Origin of the sequence: Rothia sp. (in: high G+C Gram-positive bacteria) (assembly GCF_030540545.1) — a bacterium.
Taxonomy (GTDB): domain Bacteria; phylum Actinomycetota; class Actinomycetes; order Actinomycetales; family Micrococcaceae; genus Rothia.
Genome location: NZ_JAUNVZ010000003.1, coordinates 113,491 through 135,192, shown reverse-complemented (window position 1 = coordinate 135,192; position 21,702 = coordinate 113,491). Strand labels below are relative to the sequence as shown.

General features: G+C 54.9%; 19 protein-coding genes. 6 read left to right on the top strand and 13 right to left on the bottom strand.

What is annotated here, in order from left to right; translation table 11 throughout:
* Nucleotides 1-63: 63 nt before the first annotated feature.
* Nucleotides 64-816 (bottom strand): carbonic anhydrase, encoded by a 753-nt coding sequence (locus Q4P78_RS03700; protein WP_303338969.1) that lies wholly within the window; start codon nt 814-816, stop codon nt 64-66.
* A 523-nt stretch (nt 817-1,339) separates the two neighbouring features.
* On the opposite strand from Q4P78_RS03700, the gene glpX reads away from it, so the two are divergent.
* On the top strand, nt 1,340-2,335 hold the full coding sequence (glpX, locus tag Q4P78_RS03695) for a class II fructose-bisphosphatase (RefSeq protein WP_303338968.1): 996 nt from the start codon (nt 1,340-1,342) through the stop codon (nt 2,333-2,335).
* A 90-nt stretch (nt 2,336-2,425) separates the two neighbouring features.
* On the opposite strand, the gene Q4P78_RS03690 is transcribed toward glpX, so the two are convergent.
* Entirely contained in the window at nt 2,426-3,439 is a 1,014-nt protein-coding gene (locus Q4P78_RS03690; protein WP_303338967.1) for a peptidoglycan bridge formation glycyltransferase FemA/FemB family protein, read from the bottom strand.
* Between the two features lie 160 nt (nt 3,440-3,599).
* A complete protein-coding gene (gene mca / locus Q4P78_RS03685; RefSeq protein ID WP_303338966.1) occupies nt 3,600-4,601 on the bottom strand; it encodes a mycothiol conjugate amidase Mca in 1,002 nt (333 codons plus the stop codon).
* Nucleotides 4,602-4,907: 306 nt separating this feature from the next.
* Here mca and greA point away from each other — a divergent pair, with 306 nt between their 5' ends.
* Nucleotides 4,908-5,402, top strand: a complete 495-nt coding sequence (greA, locus tag Q4P78_RS03680) for a transcription elongation factor GreA (RefSeq protein ID WP_303338965.1) — start codon at nt 4,908-4,910, stop codon at nt 5,400-5,402.
* A gap of 306 nt (nt 5,403-5,708) precedes the next feature.
* Here the strand turns inward: greA and Q4P78_RS03675 are convergent, their stop codons facing one another.
* The 3 genes from Q4P78_RS03675 to rfbB form a co-directional block, all read right to left on the bottom strand.
* Nucleotides 5,709-7,760: a Tat (twin-arginine translocation) pathway signal sequence gene (locus Q4P78_RS03675; RefSeq protein ID WP_303338964.1), complete on the bottom strand. Its 2,052-nt coding sequence runs from the start codon at nt 7,758-7,760 to the stop codon at nt 5,709-5,711.
* A gap of 70 nt (nt 7,761-7,830) precedes the next feature.
* Nucleotides 7,831-9,243 carry a dTDP-4-dehydrorhamnose reductase gene (rfbD, locus tag Q4P78_RS03670; RefSeq protein WP_303338963.1) on the bottom strand — a complete coding sequence of 471 codons (1,413 nt, stop codon included), beginning with the start codon at nt 9,241-9,243 and terminating at the stop codon, nt 7,831-7,833.
* Nucleotides 9,243-10,241: a dTDP-glucose 4,6-dehydratase gene (gene rfbB / locus Q4P78_RS03665; RefSeq protein ID WP_303338962.1), complete on the bottom strand. Its 999-nt coding sequence runs from the start codon at nt 10,239-10,241 to the stop codon at nt 9,243-9,245. The genes rfbD and rfbB overlap by 1 nt, the downstream gene beginning before the upstream one ends.
* A gap of 74 nt (nt 10,242-10,315) precedes the next feature.
* Between rfbB and rfbA the strand changes: the two genes are divergently transcribed.
* The 4 genes from rfbA (at nt 10,316) to Q4P78_RS03645 (ending at nt 13,917) form a co-directional block, all read left to right on the top strand.
* Nucleotides 10,316-11,176: a glucose-1-phosphate thymidylyltransferase RfbA gene (rfbA, locus tag Q4P78_RS03660; protein ID WP_303338961.1), complete on the top strand. Its 861-nt coding sequence runs from the start codon at nt 10,316-10,318 to the stop codon at nt 11,174-11,176.
* 49 nt (nt 11,177-11,225) lie between these two features.
* Complete coding sequence (locus tag Q4P78_RS03655) at nt 11,226-12,680, top strand: polysaccharide biosynthesis tyrosine autokinase (protein ID WP_303338960.1); 1,455 nt, start codon at nt 11,226-11,228, stop codon at nt 12,678-12,680.
* 105 nt (nt 12,681-12,785) lie between these two features.
* On the top strand, nt 12,786-13,625 hold the full coding sequence (locus Q4P78_RS03650; RefSeq protein WP_303338959.1) for a nucleotidyltransferase family protein: 840 nt from the start codon (nt 12,786-12,788) through the stop codon (nt 13,623-13,625).
* Nucleotides 13,618-13,917, top strand: coding sequence for a PqqD family protein (locus Q4P78_RS03645; protein WP_303338958.1), 300 nt, complete (start codon nt 13,618-13,620; stop codon nt 13,915-13,917). The genes Q4P78_RS03650 and Q4P78_RS03645 overlap by 8 nt, the downstream gene beginning before the upstream one ends.
* Before the next feature lie 69 nt (nt 13,918-13,986).
* On the opposite strand, the gene Q4P78_RS03640 is transcribed toward Q4P78_RS03645, so the two are convergent.
* From Q4P78_RS03640 to Q4P78_RS03610, 7 genes are all read right to left on the bottom strand, one after another.
* A complete protein-coding gene (locus Q4P78_RS03640; RefSeq protein WP_303338957.1) occupies nt 13,987-15,180 on the bottom strand; it encodes a glycosyltransferase in 1,194 nt (397 codons plus the stop codon).
* Between the two features lie 43 nt (nt 15,181-15,223).
* On the bottom strand, nt 15,224-16,174 hold the full coding sequence (locus Q4P78_RS03635; protein WP_303338956.1) for a glycosyltransferase family 2 protein: 951 nt from the start codon (nt 16,172-16,174) through the stop codon (nt 15,224-15,226).
* 122 nt (nt 16,175-16,296) lie between these two features.
* The gene (locus Q4P78_RS03630; RefSeq protein ID WP_303338955.1) at nt 16,297-17,334 is read right to left on the bottom strand and encodes a glycosyltransferase family 4 protein; all 1,038 of its coding nucleotides are present in this window, start codon (nt 17,332-17,334) and stop codon (nt 16,297-16,299) included.
* Nucleotides 17,327-18,238, bottom strand: coding sequence for a glycosyltransferase family 2 protein (locus tag Q4P78_RS03625; protein WP_303338954.1), 912 nt, complete (start codon nt 18,236-18,238; stop codon nt 17,327-17,329). Before Q4P78_RS03625 ends, Q4P78_RS03630 begins: the two co-directional genes overlap by 8 nt.
* A gap of 7 nt (nt 18,239-18,245) precedes the next feature.
* Nucleotides 18,246-19,496: a hypothetical protein gene (locus Q4P78_RS03620; RefSeq protein ID WP_303338953.1), complete on the bottom strand. Its 1,251-nt coding sequence runs from the start codon at nt 19,494-19,496 to the stop codon at nt 18,246-18,248.
* Nucleotides 19,496-20,623 carry a glycosyltransferase gene (locus Q4P78_RS03615; RefSeq protein WP_303338952.1) on the bottom strand — a complete coding sequence of 376 codons (1,128 nt, stop codon included), beginning with the start codon at nt 20,621-20,623 and terminating at the stop codon, nt 19,496-19,498. The genes Q4P78_RS03620 and Q4P78_RS03615 overlap by 1 nt, the downstream gene beginning before the upstream one ends.
* The gene (locus Q4P78_RS03610) at nt 20,620-21,693 is read right to left on the bottom strand and encodes an acyltransferase (protein ID WP_303338951.1); all 1,074 of its coding nucleotides are present in this window, start codon (nt 21,691-21,693) and stop codon (nt 20,620-20,622) included. The genes Q4P78_RS03615 and Q4P78_RS03610 overlap by 4 nt, the downstream gene beginning before the upstream one ends.
* Nucleotides 21,694-21,702 lie beyond the last annotated feature (9 nt).

Below are 21,702 nucleotides of genomic sequence, written 5' to 3'. Positions count from 1 at the left end.
GATTAAAGAGCGGCGGGCGCACCCGCTTGGTGGGCACGCCCGCTGAATATATCGCTATGAGACTTACAGACCCCAGGGGGAAGGATTCTCGCCCCAGACCGGAGAGAACACAATCTTCGGCTGCTTCTTATCAACAATGGGCAGGGACTGGGTCGAGGGGTTCGCCATATCAAAATCATCCGGCAGGGATAGATCCTGGGAGCTAAAGACCAACTCCGCCTTGCCGCTGTGCAGGTGGTAGAAGACACCGACCACGGCAACCTTACCGGAGAGCACCGCATCGGAAATAATCGAAGATTGCTCGGTAATACGAATAGCGGTCTGGCGGGTGTGCTCACGCACCATATCGTTCACGTGGGCCTTGGGCGGCAGAGCGGGAGAAATCACCGAGGGGATAATGCGCTCCACCAGATTACGAATAAAACCGGGAGGCATTTCACCGGATTCAATGGCATCGCGCGCGGCGGTCACCGCACCGCAGGAGTCGTGGCCGAGCACCATAATAATGGGGGTTTCAAAGGCCTCCACCGCGTATTCGATGGAGCCAAGCACACCGTTTTCGATCACCTGGCCGGCGGTACGCACCACGAAGGCATCTCCCAGACCCAGGTCGAAAATATGCTCAGCTGCCAGGCGGGAGTCACCGCATCCGAAGATCACGGTATAGGGGAACTGGCCGCCCGAGAGCTGGGAGCGGCGTTCGGCATCCTGGTTGGGGTGGTCGCGACGACCCTCCACAAAGCGTTCATTACCTTCTTTTAGCATTTTCCATGCCACCGCGGGGGTGGGCTGGGTTAGACCGCTCAAAGTACCCATAGTTCCTCATTCCGGTAGAAAACGCGGCTCAAAAGCCCGATAACACCCTTCTATTTTAGCGCTAATGTGTGCTGAGCTATATTTATGTCCGCCCGTGTCGCGCGGCTTATCTTCCGCGAAATCCAGGGGAAGTAGAGGGTATTTTCTTAAGGTTGATGCGCCTTTATTATCAAAAGCACAGGGCAATTTTGCGGGTTTCTAACCGGTACACATATAGAGTACGGGCGACCCTTTCTCTTCTTCTCTCCGTACCTATATTTTCAATACACGCGGGTGCAGCCAAGCGAGCCCTTTCTAATGGTAGCCACCGGTCGCTAGCACGCCGGAACCCACATTATCCCCTAGCTGAACACATGTCAGGGCGGGAGTACCAGTTTCTGAAAACAAGTACATCACAGCCCAAAACTCGCTCTTTTCCCCTCTCCAAGCGCCCCCGTAGGGCTATGATGGAAGAAATAGCGCCTTCAAGCGCCGCCTCAAGCCCGAGAGCGTGCGTGCCGGCGCCTAACCTCGAAGGTGAGCAATGACCAAAGAATACGAACACCTCAACGACCGTAACCTCGCTCTGGAACTGGTGCGCGCCACCGAAGCCGCAGCCATCGCCGCCGGCCCGCTCGTGGGCGTAGGCGATAAGAATATGGCAGACGGCGCCGCCGTGGACGCCATGCGCTACCGCCTCTCTCAGGTCTCCTTCAACGGCACCGTGGTCATCGGCGAAGGCGAAAAGGACAAGGCACCCATGCTCTTTAACGGCGAGAACGTGGGCGATGGTTCCGGTCCCCGTTTCGACGTTGCGGTTGACCCCATTGACGGTACCCGCCTGACCGCTCTGGGTATGGATAACGCACTCTCCGTTATTGCTGTTGCCGAGGGCGGCACCATGTTCGATCCCTCCGCTGTGTTCTACATGGAGAAGCTGGTCACCGGCCCGGAGGCAGCAGATCTGGTGGATCTGCGTCTGCCGGTCAAGCAGAACCTGCACCTGGTGGCTAAGGCAACCGGTAAGAGCATTAACCAGCTGACCGTGTGCGTGCTCGATCGTCCTCGCCACGCCAAGCTCATTGAGGAAATCCGTGCCACCGGTGCACGTACCCGCATGATTCTGGACGGCGATGTTGCGGGTGCTATTGCTGCCTGCCGCGAGGGTACCGGCGTGGACCTGATGATGGGTACCGGCGGCACCCCCGAGGGTGTTGTGGCAGCCTGCGCTATTAAGGCAACCGGCGGTATTATTCAGGGTCGTCTGGCTCCCACCGACGATGCCGAGCGTGAGAAGGCACTGGCAGCCGGTCTGGACCTGGACGCTATTTTGACCACCGACGATTTGGTCACCACTGATAATTGCTTCTTTGCAGCTACCGGTATTACCGACGGCAAGTTGCTGCGCGGTGTCCGCTATAACAAGAACACTGTGACCACCCAGTCGCTGGTTATGCGCGGTAAGAGCGGTACCGTGCGCACCATTGAGGCTGAGCACCAGATTAGCCGCATGCGTGAGATTCTCTCTCACACTAAGTAATTCTTCCTCTGGTGAGATTCACAAGGGGCACCCCGTGCGTTACGGGGTGCCCCTTTTTTAGAGTAAATGGAGTATTAAAGAATCTCTATTCTACTTTTTCAGCAGCTTCTTCAGGCGGCTCTTGAGAGTGCCAAGCTTCTCAGAGATAACCGGGCGAGCCTTATACACCGCCAGATATGCCTCATAGCCCAGGGAGTATACAGGCACATCCCAGGTACCCGGATACTCTACCGACTCGCCACCAAAGGACTTCTTAAACTTGGTAAAGCCCGCCCATTCATGGTCGGGTTCATTCTCCGGGGCGATACCGAAGAGATCCACATACTTCAGTCCCTTAGCCTTGGCATCCAGAATAAAGGTGGTCACCAGGGGGATACCCGCCGAGAGCTTGCGGTGCTCAAAAGAGGCGGCAGCATGAGCGTAGACGCGAGTATCGTCCGAGTCGTAGACAAAAGCGGCGGCAATGGGTTCGCGGCTGCTCTCGCCCTTCTCGTCTTCTGTCACCAGGTAGGCAATGTACAGGCTCGCGGCGTCCGCAGGCATAAGGGTCTCAGCAACCAGGCTCAGATAATCATCCTGCTGACGGTTAAAACCATTACGGTCGGCGGTCTCCGCCAGGAATTTAAAGAGAATGGGCATATCCGCTGGGTTCTGCGAGGATTCAATCACCACACCCTTTTTGTGGATATTGCGGTGCAGATTGCGGTTGGTGGACTTCATGCCCTTGAGGATCTCGTCCTCAGTACCCGCCAGGGAAATAATCTGGGTGTGGGCAGGCTGCACCTGGCGCGGTGCCAGGCGGGCGCCTCGGGACACCAAAAATTCGCGCGGTGCTTCCATGCCCCAGATCTGCTCCTGGGTGGGTTCAATGCGCACAAAGAGGCAGTGCTGCTTCTTGGCTTCCTCACGCAGGGAAGCAAGGGCCGCATCGAAAACCTGAGCGTTCTGAGCAACCGGGCCGTAGGGTGCGTAGAGGTATTTACCGGTGGCGCCGCCTTCTACGGTGGCAAGATAGGACCAGCCCTCACCGCTGCGACGGATAACGGTGTGGCCATTGACTTGCTGGAAACGTGCCCAAATATCGGATTGCAGAATAGTGCTCATAGTCCTCTATTTTATCGCACGCTCTATACAGGGCGCCCTGCCCGAATATAGGCAAAACTATAGCCCGCATAGAGAATACGCGGGCTATAGAATGCTCATTCGCTATTATCATGCGATGATGAGAAGCGATGCACTAGGAACCCTAGAGACTATAGGACGCCTAGATGCTATAAGAAGCCAGATGCAGATTCGGGTTCGAGTAATCAATACCCTCGGCAAAGCACCACTCCGCTCCCCCATCCTTAGCGGGGGTGGGCACCAGAGACTCAATCAGACTGTAATCCTCCCAGGGCCAGACATCCTTGAGCTCCTCGGTGGGCACAGCAAAGAACACACCGTGCGGCTCCACCTGGGAAGCGTGAGCCAGCAGAGCCGCATCACGCTTCTCAAAGTAGTCAAAGCTGGGAATGCGGGTGGTAGTGCGGTGCTTAGGCGCAGAGTCCAGGCGAGCGGCAATATTCTCAACCCAGGGAGCCATGGGGCTCTCACCGCGGGTCTTGAGCAGATGCTCATGCAGAGCCAGGGTGCGTTCGGGGCTGAAAATCTTATCGTAGTAAAGCTTGAGCGGCTGCCAGGGTTCCCCCTCGCCCACATAGGCGTGCGGGTCGCCTGCCTTCTGGAAAGCCTCCACAGCGACCTTGTGGCTCATAATGTGGTCCGGGTGGGGGTAGCCGCCGATTTCGTCATAGCTCAGAATAATATGCGGACGGTACTCACGCACCAGACGCACCAAGGGCGCTGCCGCCTGTTCCAGAGGCAGGGAGGCAAAGCAACCATAGGGCAGCGGGGGCAGCGGGTCACCCTCGGGCAGACCGGAGTCCACAAAACCTGCCCAGCGGTGCTCAATACCCAGTGCCTCGCGAGCTGCAGCCATTTCACTACGACGCAGACCGGGCAAGTCGCGATGAGCGCGCGGATTGGAGGCAACCTGCTCATTGAGAATATCGCCGCGCTCGCCGCCGGTCATGGAGACCACCATATAGCGGGCGCCTCGTGCCACATAGGCTGCCGCTGCCGCCGCACCCTTGGAGGACTCATCATCGGGGTGGGCGTGCACTGCTAGGATACGCAGACCGCTATAATCATCGGCGAGAGCCGGTGCATCGTCGCGTGTGGGTAGGGCTGCGTTGAGGGTTTTAAGCTGGCCGATTAGATCGTGCATGGGTGTCTCTTCCTGTGCTGTGTCTCGTGGAGTATCTGTGGCTATTGTACTCTTTTATGGCTCCTTATCCCCTGTTTCTACAGGAGGGCTGTCTTAGGGCGTAATAGCGGTTCATAAATCGTCATCTTTGCTGTCTCTCTGCGGTGCTGAGCATACGAATACCGATATTTACTGCCGCGAAGTGTTCACGTGCCGGTGAATATTCGATATAGTCTTCTCCTGCACGTAAAATGGTGTGCAGTATCTTTGTATCACCCCGTTGCGGGGTTCCTTGCGCCCTCTGGCGCCCTACCTTTTGGAGATTTAATGGCTGAAAACGGCGCATGGCTCACTCAGGAAGCTTTTGACTCGCTGACCAAGGAGCTGGAGTACCTCTCGGGCCCCTACCGTCAGGAAATTGTGGATCGTATTGCTCAGGCTCGCGATGAGGGCGATCTGCGTGAGAACGGCGGCTACCACGCTGCCCGCGATGAGCAGGGCAAGAATGAGGCGCGCATTAAGCAACTCAAGCACCTGCTGGAAACCGCTCAGGTGGGCGACGCGCCCAAGGATAACGGCGTGGTTGCTCTGGGCATGGTGATTGAGGCACAGATTGGTGCGCGCACCATGAAGTTCCTGCTGGGTTCCCGCGAGATTGAGGAGACCCTGCCTGCAGGTAGCGATCTGCGTGTGTTCAGCGAGAAGTCGCCCATGGGTGCGGCTCTGCTGGGTCATAAGGAAGGCGAGACCGTCACCTACGCGGCTCCCAATGGTAACGAAATGAGCGCGAAGATCATCTCGGTTACTCCCTTCCAAGGCTAATATTTCAGAACCTTACCGGGTTTAAACGCATAGGGGGCGGGGCGGTTATATAACCGCCCCGCCCCCTATCTTTTACCGGCTTTATACCTTCTGGCCCAGATATTTAGCGAGTGTATGGTTCTACACCTTAGGGATTGCCCACCTGATCAATACCGTTACGCGGCCAGAGCCAGCCCGCCCACCCGATCTGAGTGGTAATACCTTAGAAAAGGGTAACCAGTGCCCTCCTACTACGAGCCGTTCATGAGACATACCGGCAGGATAGGGTATGCAGAACTACACTAGATTAGAAAATCGCAACAAATTTTAACCTTCCTTACGCTTGAGAGCAGGAATAAAGAAAGTAATCGGAAGCAACAGAAGAGCAATCCAGAAAGTGGACAGGAAAAAAGTCCTATGCGGCTGATGATACTCAAGGTTTAGCTTGTACTCCCCCTGAGGCAAAGAGAGCTGAATGACATGTCCAGGACCAGAGCTAGTCTCTACAGAGCGACAGCTTTGCCCAGACAAATCACAGAGCTGAGCAGACCAACCCTTATAGTACGATTCATTCAGCACAACAAGCTGATCTTTATGAGAAACCACATCATAGGAAACAGCACCGCGCTGCTTGTACTCAGTAGATTTAAATTCAAGAGAACCACAGGTTCCCTCGTTAAGGCAACTATCAGATAGTCCTTGGGGGAAGTTATCAGACAGGGGAACGACAGCACCCGGTGCGCTGTAGAATTTAATCCAATCTTGAGAATTCTCTCCAGTCATCTGCGCCATCTGATCTGTCAGCACCGGGCTGCCCTGAATATTGGCATACCCCGCTGTTGACTCCACACAGGTAATACTTCCAATAAGCCCAAGAGTGTCATGTGCAAGGTCTCCAGTAACGACAACGCGAGACCCACGTCGTTCATAGACCCCATTACACGGATGCCCTTGAGACATCACCTGAGACAAAGGCTGACCAAAAATATTGGTCTGCACCTTAGACTTACTAGAAGCCCAGGTACTCGTTACAGAGTAAGCACCATATACACCGGAGATAAGCGAAACAACCAGAAGCCCCGCCAGGAAATTCTTCGAAGTAGAACTCTTGTACTTTGCAACGACCAGCAAAAGTAGCGCAAACACAATACCAGGAACTACAAAGATTGCCTTGCGCACTGCAGAACTAGGGAAGCTCAGGGTAAGAGCTGCCCCTAAAATAACAAAACCGAAGATAACTGCCCGAATGCGTATATCCTTGGCAGAATACTGCCCAGATACAAGACGGTCTAGGCCAAAGAGCCCAAGAATCATCAAAGACTCAATGAAAGCCAGCTTATAGTCATTTGCAATAAAACGGCTTAGGTTAATACCGGGAATCTTCATCAGCAGGTCTTCACAGAAAATTGATCCAGCCAGCAAAACGATAGATACACTCAGCATAGAGACGACCGGTGCCAGGTTCTCCATCTTTCGAGTCAAGAAGAGCAAACCGAAGAGAACCGGCATCACGATAAAGAAAGAGCGCATCGAGATATCGGATGTGAGCGCTGAATTATCGTAGGGGAAGAAGAACGTACCAAAATTCGCCACCGTGGTAGAAATACGCTGCGGAGTTATATCCCGGACGCCAGTGCCCTGCAGTAACGCGGGGGCAACTTTAGCTATAGAAAGAACAACCCCAAACACAATCGATATGGACAATCGCAGAACCCACGAACGTTCCTTCTGTATAAGGAACCAAGCAATAGACCATGCCAGAATAGCAAGGCCTGAACCAATCAACATACCGGGGTACACGCCAACGAAAGTTTGCCATAGGATTAGAACCGCAAGTGGGACACCCCAGCGCTTCTCCCAATACCACAAAGGAGAGCAAATCAATAGAATCCAAGGAGTATACGCAGCGCCACGATGGAAATCTAGGAACTGTGCATTAGAGAAAATCTGCGGAGCGTAAAACTGAGCTACCAGAGCGATGAGCGCAAGACCGTGCGATTTGCCCAAGCGACGTATCAGCAGATACATTCCCCACGCGCCGAAAGCCGTCGTGCATGCAGAAAGAATTGCAGCTACCCCAGGAGTCCAAGGAGAAATAAGATTTGCGACACCTTGAGGTAGAACGTAGGATCCATCCTGCAGGTTGACCCCACCCGGACGACCCATCCACGTATAGGGTACCCATTCCGGGGGGTTAAAGAGACCACCATTATTCCACCAAAAATAAGAATCGGTAAAATAATGACCGTTAATATCACCATTAACAGCAGTTAAACCCACAAAATAGTGACAGTATGTTACAACTTCAAGAAAAAGAAGAAGGAAAAATACTTGAAATGAGTGCTTAGAAAGTATGTGAGTGATTTTTGTTTTCATCATATGTCCATCTAATGGATAAGATAGCTAAAATATAGGTTAGCCTGTTCCAACAGGCTAACCTACATTCGTATTAGTTCAGATACTCCGTGAGAGCATCTGCGTGGTTACGCGGGGTAAAGCCCGCAGCAATGAGCTTGGAGAGATCCATTGCCGAGTTAGCCGGGCGAGGGGCAAACACCTCAGCATTAGCAAAGTACTCAGCGGTGGTGGTGTCCGAAACACGAGCCGGGTCGTGACCGGTACCTTCATACACAGCGCGCGCAAAATCAGCCCAGGAAATCACCGGACCGGTATTGGACACGTGATAGGTACCGTACTCGGCTCCGCTCAGCAGCAGATGCAGGGCAGCACCCGCCAGATCCTGGGTAAAGGTCGGGCGACCCACCTGATCAGAGACCACAGCGGGGTCAATGCCGCGCTCAGCCAGCGAAGCCATGGTTGCCACGAAGTTCTTACCTTCGCCAACAACCCAGCTGGTACGCAGCACATAGTGCTTAGCCCAGGCACTCGCAGCTGCCTCACCGGCTGCCTTAGAGGCACCGTATACGCTCAGAGGCGCAATGGGGTGCTCCACCGAGTACTCCTCGCCCACCGGCAGGGATCCATCAAAGACATAGTCGGTAGAAATATGCACCAGGGGCAGGTTCGCTTCCTGACATACCGCAGCCAGAGCAGCAACACCCTGAGCATTCGCAGCCCAAGCCGCCGCGCGGCCCTCGGGGGTTTCAGCAGCATCCACCGCGGTGTACGCAGCAGCATTAATCACCGCGCGCAGAGAACGCCAGCGGAAGGCTTCCTTCCACTGAGCCGGATTCGCAATATCCAGCTGCTCGCGAGTAGTAGCAATATAGGGAATATTTGCCTCGGAGAGCTGACGAACCAGCTCACGGCCCAGCTGACCGTTCGCGCCCACAATCAGAATCGGATCAGTCTGCAGGGGCTCAATCTCGTTCAGGCGCGGGTGGTTCTTATCCTTCTCGGACAGCTCAGCCTGGGAAAGGTCAATAGGCCAGTCAATGGCCACGGTCTCATCCGCCAGGTTCAGGAAGCTATAACCGCTCACTGCATCCGCCGACCAGTGGTCATTGACCAGGTAGGTGTAGGCGGTATTCTCTTCCAGAGTCTGGAAGGAATTACCCACGCCGCGCGGCACGAAAATAGCGGTATCCGGACCCAGTTCAACGGTCACCACGGTGCCGAAGGAATCACCGGCACGCAGATCAACCCAGGCGCCGAAAATGCGACCGGTTGCCACGGATACGTACTTATCCCAGGGCTCTGCGTGAATACCGCGAGTGGTACCGACCGAAGCGTTAAAGGAAATATTGTTCTGCACCGGGTTGAAATCGGGCAGGCCGGCTGCGAGCATCTTCTCGCGCTGCCAGTTTTCCTTGAACCATCCGCGGTTGTCCCCGTGCACGGGCAGGTCAATAATGAGCAAACCCGGGATGTCGGTCGTCGTGACCTTCAGTTCTTTGGTCATTACTGGCCAGCCTTTGCGTACTTCGCTTCGACCTCTGCCTTCAGCGGCTCCCACCATGCGCGATTATCGGTGTACCAGGCGATGGTGTCGGCAAGACCGGACTCGAAGTCGGTGAACTTGGGCTCCCAGCCCAGCTCTGCGCGCAGACGGCTACCGTCAATGGCGTAGCGCAGGTCGTGACCGGGACGGTCAACCACGTGCTCGAAGTCGTTCTCATCCTTACCCATCAGGCGCAGGATGGTGCGCAGCACGGTGATGTTATTCTCTTCGCCGTCTGCACCGATCAGGTAGGTTTCGCCAATCTGACCCTTTTCCAGGATGGTGTGCACCGCCGAAGAGTGGTCGGATGCGTGAATCCAGTCGCGCACATTCAAGCCCTCGCCGTAGAGCTTGGGGGTCAGACCGGAGAGGATGTTCGTGATCTGACGGGGGATGAACTTCTCAATGTGCTGATAGGGGCCGTAATTATTGGAGCAATTCGAAATGGTTGCTTCAATACCGAAGGAGCGAACCCATGCGCGCACCAGCAGATCCGAGCCGGCCTTGGTCGAGGAGTAGGGCGAGGAGGGGTTGTAGGGGGTGGTTTCGGTGAACTTTGCCGGGTCGTCCAGTTCCAGGTCACCAAAGACCTCATCGGTGGAGATGTGGTGGTAACGGGTACCGTGCTTACGGACCGCCTCCAGCAGGGAGAAAGTACCAATCAGATTGGTGTGAATAAAGGGCTCGGGATCGTTCAGGGAGTTGTCATTGTGAGACTCCGCGGCGTAGTGCACCACGGCATCTGCCTGACCAACGAGCTCGTCAGCCAGCTGACGGTCAGCAATATCGCCAACGACCAGCTTGACACGGTTCTCAGGCAGACCCGCCAAGGACGCTTTATTTGCCGCGTAAGTCATCTTATCGAGCACGGTCACGGTGTGATCGGTATTGTCGACGAGGTAGTGAACAAAGTTTGAGCCAATGAATCCGGCGCCGCCGGTAACCAGAATGTGAGACATAACTTAGATTTTATCTCATAACACACCTATTTTTCGCGCATTCACTAGGTAAAACATGACACAATAGAAGAACTATGAAGGGCATTATTCTTGCCGGCGGTACCGGTTCTCGTTTGCACCCCATCACTCAGGGCATTAGCAAGCAGCTCACTCCCGTGTACGACAAGCCGATGATTTATTACCCGCTGTCCACTCTGATGCTGGCGGGAATTCGTGAGATTCTGGTTATTACTACCCCGCAGGATCAGGAGCAGTTTCAGCGTCTACTGGGCGATGGCTCCCGCTTTGGTATTGAGTTACAGTACAAGGTACAGCCTTCCCCCGATGGCTTGGCGCAGGCGTTTATTCTGGGCGCTGACTTTATTGGTGATGATTCTGTAGCTCTGGTGCTGGGCGATAATATTTTCTACGGCCCGGGTCTGGGTACCCAGCTGGCGAAGTACGATCAGAAGGACGGTGCAACCGTCTTTGCCTACCGCGTAGCTGATCCTAAGGCATACGGTGTGGTTGAGTTCGACGAGAACTTCAATGCGCTTTCCATTGAAGAGAAGCCCGAACACCCCAAGAGCAACTACGCTATCCCGGGCCTATACTTCTACGACAACGCGGTAGTACGCCACGCTCAGGAAATTAAGCCTTCCCCGCGCGGCGAGCTGGAAATCACCGACCTTAACCGTGTCTACCTGGATGCAGGTAAACTAAAGGTTGAGGTTCTCCCGCGAGGCACCGCCTGGTTGGATACCGGAACCTTCGATTCACTCGCTGATGCCACGAATTTCATCCGCACCGTGCAGAACCGTCAGGGTCTGTCCATCGGTTGCCCGGAAGAAATTGCATGGCGTAACGGCTGGATGAGCGATGAGCAGCTGCGCACCATTGCCGAGCCTCTGCGTAAGAGCGGCTACGGTGAGTACCTGCTGGGTCTGCTTTCCTAGCATCACTCGAACACTTTTGCTTCTCTAATCTCTGGAGTATTCTCAGACTATGACCATTTTAGATTTTGTTCGCCTTACCAGGGCCAATCTATGGCTGCTGGTAACGGGCATTATTGTCGGCACTTTGCTCGGCTACGGCTACGCAGCAATGCAGCCGAAGACTTATCAGGCAAAGGCATCCGGCTACGTGACGATCGGTTCCTCCGGTACCGTGGATGTCCTCTCCGGTTCTTCCGCTGCACGTGAACGTGCGCAGTCCTATTCAGCCATTGTGACTTCTCAGTCCGTTGCGCAGAAGATGAAGGCTTCTAGCCCTGAGCTTGCCAATATGTCCGTTGGTGCTATTCAGGGTTCGCTCACTGCAGGTGTGGGTGAAGGTCGTGGTGCACTGATCGAGGTGACTGCGAAGGCATCTAACCCCGAGCAGGCTCGCGCTCTTGCTAACGGCGCTCTGCGTGCAACCGCTGAATACATCTCGGAAATTGACGGTTCCTCCGCCTCTACCGCCAATGAATCTGAAGGTTCTTCTGCAGTCCGAAACGCTTCCTCTGTCCGTGTGATTCCGCTGGATAATGCAAGCCCCACCCCCGCGCTGATCCAGGTCAACGCCATGCAGTATGCCGGTATCGGTGCTGGTGCTGGTCTTGCAGCAGTCTATGCAGCAATCTTCCTGCGCCGTGCCTTGGATAGCCGCATCCGTACCCGCGATGACGCTATTAAGGCAACCGAGAGCAGCATTCTGGGCGTTATGCCCGTCAGTGACGAGCTGACCGAGGACGCTATTGCCGAAGGCAAGAGCGATGACCATATTGCTCAGGAGTCCATCCGTCAGCTGCGTACCAACCTGCGCTTTGTCAATATTGATACTCCTCCGCGCTCCTTTATTGTCACTTCCTCGGTGCCCGGTGAAGGTAAGTCCACCGTCTCGCTCTCCCTGGCACGCGCTATGGCAGCAGCAGGTCAGCCCGTCATCCTCATTGACGCCGACCTCCGCCGCCCGACCGTGGCCAAGAAGCTTAAGCTCAACGCTAAGGTGGGTCTGACTCAGGTTTTGGCAGGCCAGGTGGATATCGCTAACGCTGTCCTGCCCGCGGCGGAAGAAGAGAACCTCTTCATCCTGCCCGCAGGTCGTATCCCCCCGAACCCCGCGGAGCTCTTGGGCTCGGATAAGATGCGCCAGCTGATCAAGGAACTTTCTGAAGAGTTCGTGGTCATCCTGGACGTTCCGCCGCTGCTGCCGGTGACCGATGCGTCGCTGCTCTCCACTTCCGTGGACGGCGTGATCCTGGTGGGTGCTGTGGGCAAGAGCCATCGCGAGCAGATGACCGAGGCTGTGTCCGTGCTGAACAAGGTGAACGCTAACCTCTTCGGTGTGGTCCTGAACCGTGCTCCGCGTAGCGGTCTGGGTAACTCCTACTACGGTTTCGGTTACGCAAGTAGCTATGTTGGTTACGCAACCTACTATGGTTATTCCAAGGACGGCAAGAAGAAGACTCAGTCCTAAGGGAATTATTCTAGAACTGTTGCATGAGGGGTGGGTATCTGGTTCGAACCGGGTACCCACCCTTTATACTTAGATAAGACACTTATTCATCCTAAGGACACTCTCGTGGCTGAAGATACTAGCGCCCCGCTTAAAGCTCGGATTATGCTTGCTCACGCCTATTTTCAGCGTATGGCCGACCGTCACAACGTCGATATTTTGCATGTCAAAGGCTACGCTTTCGATCGTGAAGTCTACCGGCCCAACCGCTATAGCACCGACGCCGATATTCTGGTGCGACCCTCCCATGTTCAACGCTTTGTAGATCTGCTGTTGGAAGACGGCTGGAAAATCCAGGCTCATTTTGAAACCGGTTCCGTCTTTGAGCACGCGATGACCCTCTACCACCCGGTGTGGGGTCTGACTGATATTCACCGCTTCTTTCCCGGATTAGGCCGCCGTGGCGGCTATAGCCGTGTTTTTGAGCAGCTGTGGACTGCCCGCAGGCCGGTGATGATTGCGCACAAGCCCTGCTGGGTACCCTCGGTGCTGGATGCCCGCGTGATTGTGGTGCTACATCGTGCCCGGGCTGCGGCTAAATATAGCTCCGATATTGAGTATTTGCGCTCTATCCTTTCTCTGGGTGATTGGGCGCGAATGCGTCAGCGAGCCGCCGAGCTAGATTCTTCCCTGGCGTATGCGGCGGCCACCGGTATGCTGGAGAATTACCGCCACGATAGAGACTACCTGCTCTGGAAGTCAGCTTCGCAGCCTATCCCGGCCTATCAGCAGTGGTTGGGGCGTATCTATTCGGCGCCTACCCTGGGTGATAAGCTGCGCACGCTCAAAGCTATTTTTGTGGTCAATCGTGACCACCTGGCCATGCAGTTAGGACACGAACCCACAAAGGCTGAGGTTCGCGCAAAATTCTTTGAACGTTTTGGCATAGGGGGCAAGAATGGCTGATAAGAACACCCGTTATGTTTTTCCCGAGCATATTGCCTATGTACACTCGGAGGATATTAATCAGGACTCGGAAACAGCCAGCTATGTGGCGGATCTGAACACTAATATGATTTCCGTGCTGGCCGGGCCCGCATCCATTATGTGGGGTGTTTTTGAAGAGCCCGCCAGCATGCCTGAGGCATCCGTGTGGATTAGCCAGATGGTGGATGTGCCGGTGGAAGAGATTGAAAGCAGCCTGGACGAGTTCATTCCTCAGCTGCTTGAGCAGGGTCTGCTGCAGATCGCAGACTAGATACTGCCGTACATATAAAGAGGGGGAGGGTACCGTGTATCGGTGCCCTCCCCCTCTGTCAGCTGGTATTTAGTTTTCTTCGGGCAGTGCCGCCACATAGTCACGCAAACGGCGGATAAAACGCTCCTGAGAGAATTGATCCACATGTGCGCGAATAGCCTTGTCATCCCAGACATCGGGGTCAAAGGCTTCAATCGCTGCGGAGAGCTGCTCTACGGTGGGCTCATCAATAAAGACACCCGTCACGCCCTCCACAATAGTGTCGAGGAAACCACCAGCGCGGTAGGCAATCACGGCCTTACCGCTCGCGCCCGCCTCCAGAGGGGTAATGCCGAAGTCCTCATAGGAGATAGCCAGCAGGGCGCGGCAATGACGATACGCGTAGCGCAGCTGAGCATCGCTGACTCCGGAAGCAATGCGCACGGTGGGACCGGCGAGAGCCTCCAGGTTTTCCTTCTCCGGACCGCGACCAATCACTAGCAGCTTAGCGCCCGTGGCGTTGCAGGCTTCAATAGCCTTATCCACGTTCTTATAGGGCAGCAGACGCGAAACAATCAGGAAGTAGTCCTCATCCTTCGTAAACTCTTCCAGACCGTCCAGGGGCTCTACGGGAGCATTAATATCCACCGAGTGCGGCGGATGGAAAACGGGAGCTTCCTTACCGTACACATCGTGAATACGCTGCTGAATCACGCTGGCGTTGGCCACATAGCAGGAAGACTTGGACGCTGCATGCTTATCCCAGGCGGTTAGCGCAGGGCGAAGAGTCTTCAACAGCAGGGGGACGGGGCCGGTGCTCTTCTCCCCCAGGTATTGATCACTCAGGTAGAGCCAGCGGGCGGGCGAGTGACAGTAGATAAACTTGCGCGCCGCAAAATTGAAACCGTGCGCCCAACCGGTGGTGGATACCACAGCGCGCTGCGCGGGAACCTTCAAGAGGGAGGAAGCGATGGGCAGCAGAGGCAGAGCCATACGGTGATTCTTGCGCAGGAAGGACACGCGATTGAGCGGGCTGGTGACAATCTTCGCGTCTTTGAACTCGGGGAAGGTACCCTCCGGGTCGTAGAGCGTGGTGTAGATAGTCGCCTCGGGGAATGCCTTGTGCATGGCGAGCACCACGCGTTCGGCGCCTCCGCGCTGGGTCAGGTAATCGTGGGCGATGGCGATATCTTCGCTGGCTTCAGGGCGCACTAGGGGCACATAACGGCGGATTGCCGTTTCTGCACCCCTGGCGGCCTTTGCCAGCAGCTGCGATATAGACATGAGTGTTTCTATTCCTTGAGAGTGAGTGGAAGGAAAATGAGTGCTAGAAGATTTTCTGGGCGCGCTCGGGGTAGTGCACACCGGCGTAGGCAGCCGCCTCCACCTGCAAAGCCACGAGCTTCTCGGCAACCTGTTCAGGTAGCTTGAGCAGTACCTTATCTACGCTATCACCCAGGCGCTTAATGGTCTTCTCATTGGTGAAACGAGCCAGGGTCTTGACTGCAAGCCCCCAGGCGCCCTGAGGATTCGGTGCCGGGTGAGCCTCGTCGCCATTCTTAGCAACAAAGATACTGCGAGCGCTACCGGAGTGCAGGGCACGCAGAGCACGCACAGCGGTGGTGGTTGCCTCGGCGTAGTGTTTGACTTCGACCTCGTCGGAGATCGTAATTTTACCGCCGGCGTCGGCAATCATCTTTCCCATATCCACGTCTTCCCAGCCGTAGCGGCGGTAGGCGGTGTCAAAGCCACCGACCTTCTCGAAGAAACGCGCGGAGACTGAGGAGTTGCCGTTCCAGTACACCCAGCGGTCTTCGGGCTTAGCGGAGGTAGCTCCCTCCTTAAAGCGTGCGTCGCGGTAGTTGCCGTAGACACGGGAGTAGGGGGTGTCGGGGAAGATATTGTTCAGGGTTCCAATGACACCGTCGTAGATGCGGTGCAGACGGATATGGTTCGCCACATAGTCTTCAGCCGGCTGCAAATCATCATCGCAGCGGATGAGAATATCGGCATTTGCGGCGCGGTGACCGGCGTTCAGGGCTGCCACACGTCCACGGTTTTCGGGGAAGACAATGGTGCTCAGATTGAGCTTGCCCTCTTGAATATAGCGGTTAACCAGCGCTTCACTATTATCAATATCCCCATCGAGGACAACAATAACCTGGAAGTCCTTCTCAGTCTGGGCGGCAAGAGCATCCAACGGGTAGTGCAGCAGGTCTGCACCGCCTCGGGAGGGAATAATAACTGCCGCCTTGTAGCGGTGAGTATTCTCGGTCATGGCTGTCCTTGGAAAGAGTGAGTAGTGATCGAAAGGCACGGAGTGAGTATTCTTCGTGCACCGGGTGTTCGAGCTAAACCCCAGGTCAGGGCACGCACCCGCCGTGGGTGCGTACCCTTATTTTATAGAAAGCGCTCAAGGATTGCACGCACATTCTCGCGTGCTGCCTCGGGAGAAAAATGCTCCTGCCAGCGCCAGAAAGAGGCGGAAATATTCTCCTGTAGTTGCTCCGCATGGTCGTCAATCTGAGTACCCAGAGAAGCAATACGCTCAGCTAGTGCCTGCGCATTACCTGCCGGGAATACTCGCTCGGGCAGGTCCAGCACCTCGGGTAGAGCGCCAGCGTCGCTAACGATTACGGGGATACGAGCGCTCATTGCTTCGGCGACCACCAGCCCGAAAGACTCCACTGCAATGGAAGGAACCACCAGCATATCCACGCGGGAGAGTAGCTCTTCGGGGGTAGTCCAGCCCAGGCGTTCGGTATGCTCAGCGACGGTCTCCAGGGCGCGGTTGACCTCGGCGGTATCCTCTTCGCTGGCAAAGACGGGTTCGCCGCCAATAACCAGCGAGTAGGCACGAGCGCCGCTGCGCAGCTGTTCAAACGCCTCGCACAGGGTCACAATACCCTTGGAGGTGGTCAGCCGACCCAGGTAGCCAATACGCAACGGCTCGGTGTTCTTACGAACCTCCGGCTGATCCGCGTGCACACCGGCAACCCAGTTCGAGAAAATCTCGCTGCCGGGCACGGATTCCTGGACAAAGCGGCTGGGCACCAGGGTGGTCAGTGCCTTTCGTCGTGCAAAGGGCAGCAGTTTAGCGTTGAGCCCTTGCGGCAGCTGATGCAGGTGCACGATGCGGTTCTTACGCCCCCCGGTTGCTACAGCGGGCACCAGACCGTTGCACCAGAGCAGCTTATCCTTATGGCGGGCATGCCAGGCGCGCAGGGACGCCATATACTGCACACGGTTCGTGGCGGGCAGAGCAATACGACGGAATCCCTCATCGGCGGCGGCTTCGATCAGCTGATTGGGCTGAGCCGGCCCCACAATGGTCACGGCGTAGCCCAGAGAGCGGGCCTGACGAGCCAGCGCCATGAGCATCATTTCACCGCCGCCCATATCGCCATTATTCGTGGCGATGTACAGTTCTTTAGGCATCGTTCTCCGTCAATAGTTTCGGCTGCGGATAGTGGTTCTTACCCGAGTACTTCAGGGTTCCCCACACACGACCAGCGGAGGCAACCGTAATGGACAGCTGTCGCTTAAGCGCGGGACGATTCTGAGCGGCTACGCGTACACTCTGAGTCAGATTCTTCAAGAAATCTACCGTCGTAGATCCGAAGGTGTACTGGTTCGAGTCGTACTTGGGAAAACGACGAGCCATCATCACACGACCGGTGCCTAGGGCAAATTTCTTGCGAACTGATGCTTTACCCTCCGACGGCGTGAAATACAGGGTAGCTTCAGGAATAAAACGCATGACACCGCCTCGTTCCTGATGGCGCCAGGAGAACTCCACGTCCTCGTATCCGTAGCGGGGCAGAGATTCATCATATCCACCGTTGCGGAAGAAGGTAGCGCGGGTGATAGCGCAATTACCGTTGCCGATATGGGGTAGGTAAGTGGTTGCGATCAGACCCTTGGGGAACATATCGGGACCGGTAGTTCCCTCGGGGTAATAGTTACGAATCCATCCGCCTGCAAGTTCGTTCTCTTGAACAGTAGAGAATGCTTCAACCCACCCCGGAACAACCTGATCGTCCGCATCGCAGAATGCAATAACACGGCCGGAGGTAGCGCGAACACCCGCATTACGTGCTGCGGGAATACCGGGAGTTTCCGGGCCATGAACCAGAACAATATTCTTGGCGGCATGTTCCCGATTATTCTTCCAATCCTCAAGAACCTGCCAGGTATTATCTTCAGACCCGTTATCAACAATAACGATCTCGAAGGCTTTATCCGTTACCTGGGCATCCAGGGCATTGAGCTGGCGAGAGATAACCTCGGCGCCATTACGTACACAAATGACGACAGAAAGATCATAGTTTTCCATACTCATCGTACCTCTACTTCTTACCAATTTTAATCTTCGAGTCCAGATCCAAATCAGCACCCTTCACGTCAATACCCTGGGATATTGCTTCCTTCTCTACCAGGGCAACACGGATTGCCAAGCCAAGAACAAGGCACCACTGCCAGGTGTACAAAACCTCGCCCAAACGCCAGGAGCACACCAGCAGAGCGACACCAGCACCTTGGATAATAAGGTTAGTGCGGCTAGGAGCAGTATTTGAATACCTCAGAGCAACAATCACAAAAACGCTAAGCGCAAGGAGGAGGAGGAGCCACGGCCATCCGCCTTCAACATATGCACCCACATAGGAGTTATGGAAAATCCAAGTACGATTATCTATCGGAACAATAGCTTCGCCTAGGCCCTTTCCAAAGAACCCAGTATGAGAGGCTTTCTCCAAAGCAGCTTCGTCGATACGAGCACGGAGCGCATCAGTACCAGCACGATCAGAGAACGCGCCAGTTTGTGCATAATCACGGGTCAGAATATCCAGAATGACATAAATGAGATACCCGTATACAGCTTTAAACCAGAAATTCAACTTTGGCGCAATCAAAATCCATAAAAGTGCGGCAGTATATGCACCCAAAGAGGTTCGGGAACCGGTCAACCACAAAGTACCGTAGGAAAAGAGGATGGAAAGAATAACTTCAACACGATTGCGGGCAATTAAAAGCGCAAGTACACCAAAGATAGCGTACACCATGCCTGCCACGTTCTTATCGCCGAGGTAGCCGGTCAGCACACCGCCATAGCCTTGAGTACCAACGCCAGCTAACCATGCAAAAACGTTAACAATCGTACCGAAGAAGTATCCGCTCACAGCAGAGCGAATATGGATTCGCCCATCGGCTAATAGGTACCCGAGAAGGGTCACAAGCACAATGCGTAGAATACGGCGTGTCCAGTCGAAAGCCTCAGTACTATGCTCTTGGAAAGTTGTAACGCACAATAGATATACGATCGCGCATCCAAGAATAACAAAAATCTTCTTGTGATTCCCCAAATCGTAGAGTGGTTTCCGTGAAAGACCGACTGCTACAATCACAGCCATCACGATGAGGTATGGATATAGGTTAATACCCGGAAGCGTAATATTAAAAATCAGAGCAAAGAAGAGCAGGAAATCAAGCGTACGAATACCACCCGCATTATCGCGTAGGTAGTTCGCGCTACGGGAGAGCATACTTTCTTTCTGTTCTTCCGTCTTCTGCGTCTGCGACGATAGAGCGTGAGAAGACATTATTTTCCTCCTGCAAGAAGACGGGTGTACAAGGCGACGGTTTGAGCGGCCATCTGCTCATTCGAAATCCAGGTGAAGGAATCTGAGGCAGAAGACTGCAGCTGGGTACGCATGGCATGGTACACATCCTGCACCAACTGCTTACTGTCACGGTTCACCAGGCTTACCGGTTCAAGAATCTCCGGGTTGCCCCCCACGGCGGTCGCGACAACCTTCAAGCCCGCAGAACGAGCATCCAACAGCGTGTAGGAGCAGTTCTCCCAGACAGAGAGCTGAACCAACAGATTCGACCGAGACATTGCCGCCACCGGATCAACAAACCCGCTAAAGGTTACAGTATCGCCCAAATTCAGACGCTCCGCATGAGCTGCCAGTTCATCCGCCAAATCACCGCTACCGGCAATCTCCAGGTGAGCCTGCGGGTAGTCAGCATGCAGCAGGGCAAATGCCTCCAGCAGCACGTCAATCCCCTTTTCGGGGGACAGACGAGAGAGAGACAGTAGACGCGGCGCACCATCCAGGGGAACGGTACGCTGAGCCTCAACCGCCGAGCGCACTTCCTCAATATCCACACCGTTATATACGGTGGTGACATTGCGGGCGCCCCACTTGGCACCCATCTGTTCAGCGGTAGAGTCGGAAACAGCAATAGCCTTATCCGTACCCCACAGGCGCACACGGTGTACCTGCTCCATGAGCTTAGAACGCCAGGAGCTCTTGTGATAGACCGTATCATTACCAGCAATACCATGCTCGGTGGTCACCAGCTTGGGAACCCACACACCTTTGTTAAGCACGCGGCGCACTGCACGAGCATTCACCACGGCAGCAGCAACCACATCAGCGTACGCCAGATGGCTATGGACCAGCGCGGGCTTATGCTCACTAATGGCGGCGTCCAAAGTGGCAAAAGAGGTCTTAAAGCCGTAGTCGGGACCAAACTCAGCATGGATAACCTCAACGCCCATAGATTCCAGGCGCTCGGTTAGCTTACCAGTGGGGGCTAGAACCACGAGGTTAAAGCCGGGAAGCCCGGCACGTGCCATATCAACGACGTGCCGAGCTACACCGCCAAAATCAGGGACAGGAACGACCCACAAAGCAGCAGGAGAATCTACAGAACTCATGATTTCACTAACTTTCCTTGCAAGCTCTTACGCAGCGCGGAAGAAAGACGAGTTTCCACCGTACGATGCATCAGATAAGCCCACAGAATCACAATAACCAGAGCAAGCACACGACCGCCCCATACACCGAGAACAGGCACGAAAATGTCAATCAACATATAGCCGAACATTTCATGGTTCAGATACAGAGGATAGGAAATCTGACCTAAAAAGTTCAGAGGACCGTGTGCCAGCCAGGGCACGTTCTTCACATAAATAACCGCAAAGAACGCCACACAAATCAGCGCAACACCAATACCGTGAACTGCATCATGCATGAGCCATGCGTTAAGCGACGCTACCAGGCTAAAGAGAGGAATCAGCAGAGTAAAGCGACGATCATGACTGTACATAAAGAGCACCATACCTAGGCTGAATAACGGTGCGTGTTCGGCAACTACCGCCCAGACAAGCATCTTCGGAACGCCTGAAAGTGCGGCCTCGGGGTGGAACACCACACACAGAATTGAGCCCATAAAAACCCAGATCAGCATGCCAACGACCAGTTCCCGTCGGTACACCGTGCCCCGACGAAACAGCAGGTATACCGTCATCAACGCATAAAATTGCAGCTCTACTGCCAGGGTCCAGTACACCTGATCCACATTATCAACCAGGAAAAAGCGCTGGAACATGGTCGTATTGACCAGGGTCTGCATAGCCGTGATATTGCGGTGGGGATTTCCATACAAAAAATACGTTCCCGCAGCAAGAGCAAGGGCTAACCAGTACGTCGGGTACAGGCGGCTAAAACGAGAAATCACAAAGCTCAGGGCATTCGCGCTCTTAATAGCCGTCAACAAAATAACGTAACCGGAAATGATGAAGAAGAGCTGGACGCCCAACTCACCCCAGGAAATATCGTAGGGACCGGGTGCGCCTCCAGCAGGCATACCAAAATGGTACAAAACCACAGTGATAGCCGCGATACCGCGCAGGCCGTCCAGCTCGCGGAAACGCCCGGGGGTAATGAAGCTATTATCCAGTACTTCATTGCCCCCGGTACGTCGCGTGTTCTGATGAACAGTCACTGTTTCCCG

Bases quoted from the DNA above. Each gene is read 5' to 3' on its own strand.
- greA (WP_303338965.1), top strand. From the start codon at position 4,908: ATGGCTGAAAACGGCGCATGGCTCACTCAGGAAGCTTTTGACTCGCTG.
- Q4P78_RS03645 (WP_303338958.1), top strand. From the start codon at position 13,618: ATGGCTGATAAGAACACCCGTTATGTTTTTCCCGAGCATATTGCCTAT.
- Q4P78_RS03625 (WP_303338954.1), bottom strand. From the start codon at position 18,238: ATGAGTATGGAAAACTATGATCTTTCTGTCGTCATTTGTGTACGTAAT.
- glpX (WP_303338968.1), top strand. From the start codon at position 1,340: ATGACCAAAGAATACGAACACCTCAACGACCGTAACCTCGCTCTGGAA.
- Q4P78_RS03620 (WP_303338953.1), bottom strand. From the start codon at position 19,496: ATGTCTTCTCACGCTCTATCGTCGCAGACGCAGAAGACGGAAGAACAG.
- Q4P78_RS03690 (WP_303338967.1), bottom strand. From the start codon at position 3,439: ATGAGCACTATTCTGCAATCCGATATTTGGGCACGTTTCCAGCAAGTC.
- Q4P78_RS03700 (WP_303338969.1), bottom strand. From the start codon at position 816: ATGGGTACTTTGAGCGGTCTAACCCAGCCCACCCCCGCGGTGGCATGG.
- rfbD (WP_303338963.1), bottom strand. From the start codon at position 9,243: ATGACCAAAGAACTGAAGGTCACGACGACCGACATCCCGGGTTTGCTC.
- Q4P78_RS03615 (WP_303338952.1), bottom strand. From the start codon at position 20,623: ATGAGTTCTGTAGATTCTCCTGCTGCTTTGTGGGTCGTTCCTGTCCCT.
- rfbB (WP_303338962.1), bottom strand. From the start codon at position 10,241: ATGTCTCACATTCTGGTTACCGGCGGCGCCGGATTCATTGGCTCAAAC.
- Q4P78_RS03630 (WP_303338955.1), bottom strand. From the start codon at position 17,334: ATGCCTAAAGAACTGTACATCGCCACGAATAATGGCGATATGGGCGGC.
- mca (WP_303338966.1), bottom strand. From the start codon at position 4,601: ATGCACGATCTAATCGGCCAGCTTAAAACCCTCAACGCAGCCCTACCC.
- Q4P78_RS03635 (WP_303338956.1), bottom strand. From the start codon at position 16,174: ATGACCGAGAATACTCACCGCTACAAGGCGGCAGTTATTATTCCCTCC.
- Q4P78_RS03655 (WP_303338960.1), top strand. From the start codon at position 11,226: ATGACCATTTTAGATTTTGTTCGCCTTACCAGGGCCAATCTATGGCTG.
- Q4P78_RS03640 (WP_303338957.1), bottom strand. From the start codon at position 15,180: ATGTCTATATCGCAGCTGCTGGCAAAGGCCGCCAGGGGTGCAGAAACG.
- rfbA (WP_303338961.1), top strand. From the start codon at position 10,316: ATGAAGGGCATTATTCTTGCCGGCGGTACCGGTTCTCGTTTGCACCCC.
- Q4P78_RS03675 (WP_303338964.1), bottom strand. From the start codon at position 7,760: ATGATGAAAACAAAAATCACTCACATACTTTCTAAGCACTCATTTCAA.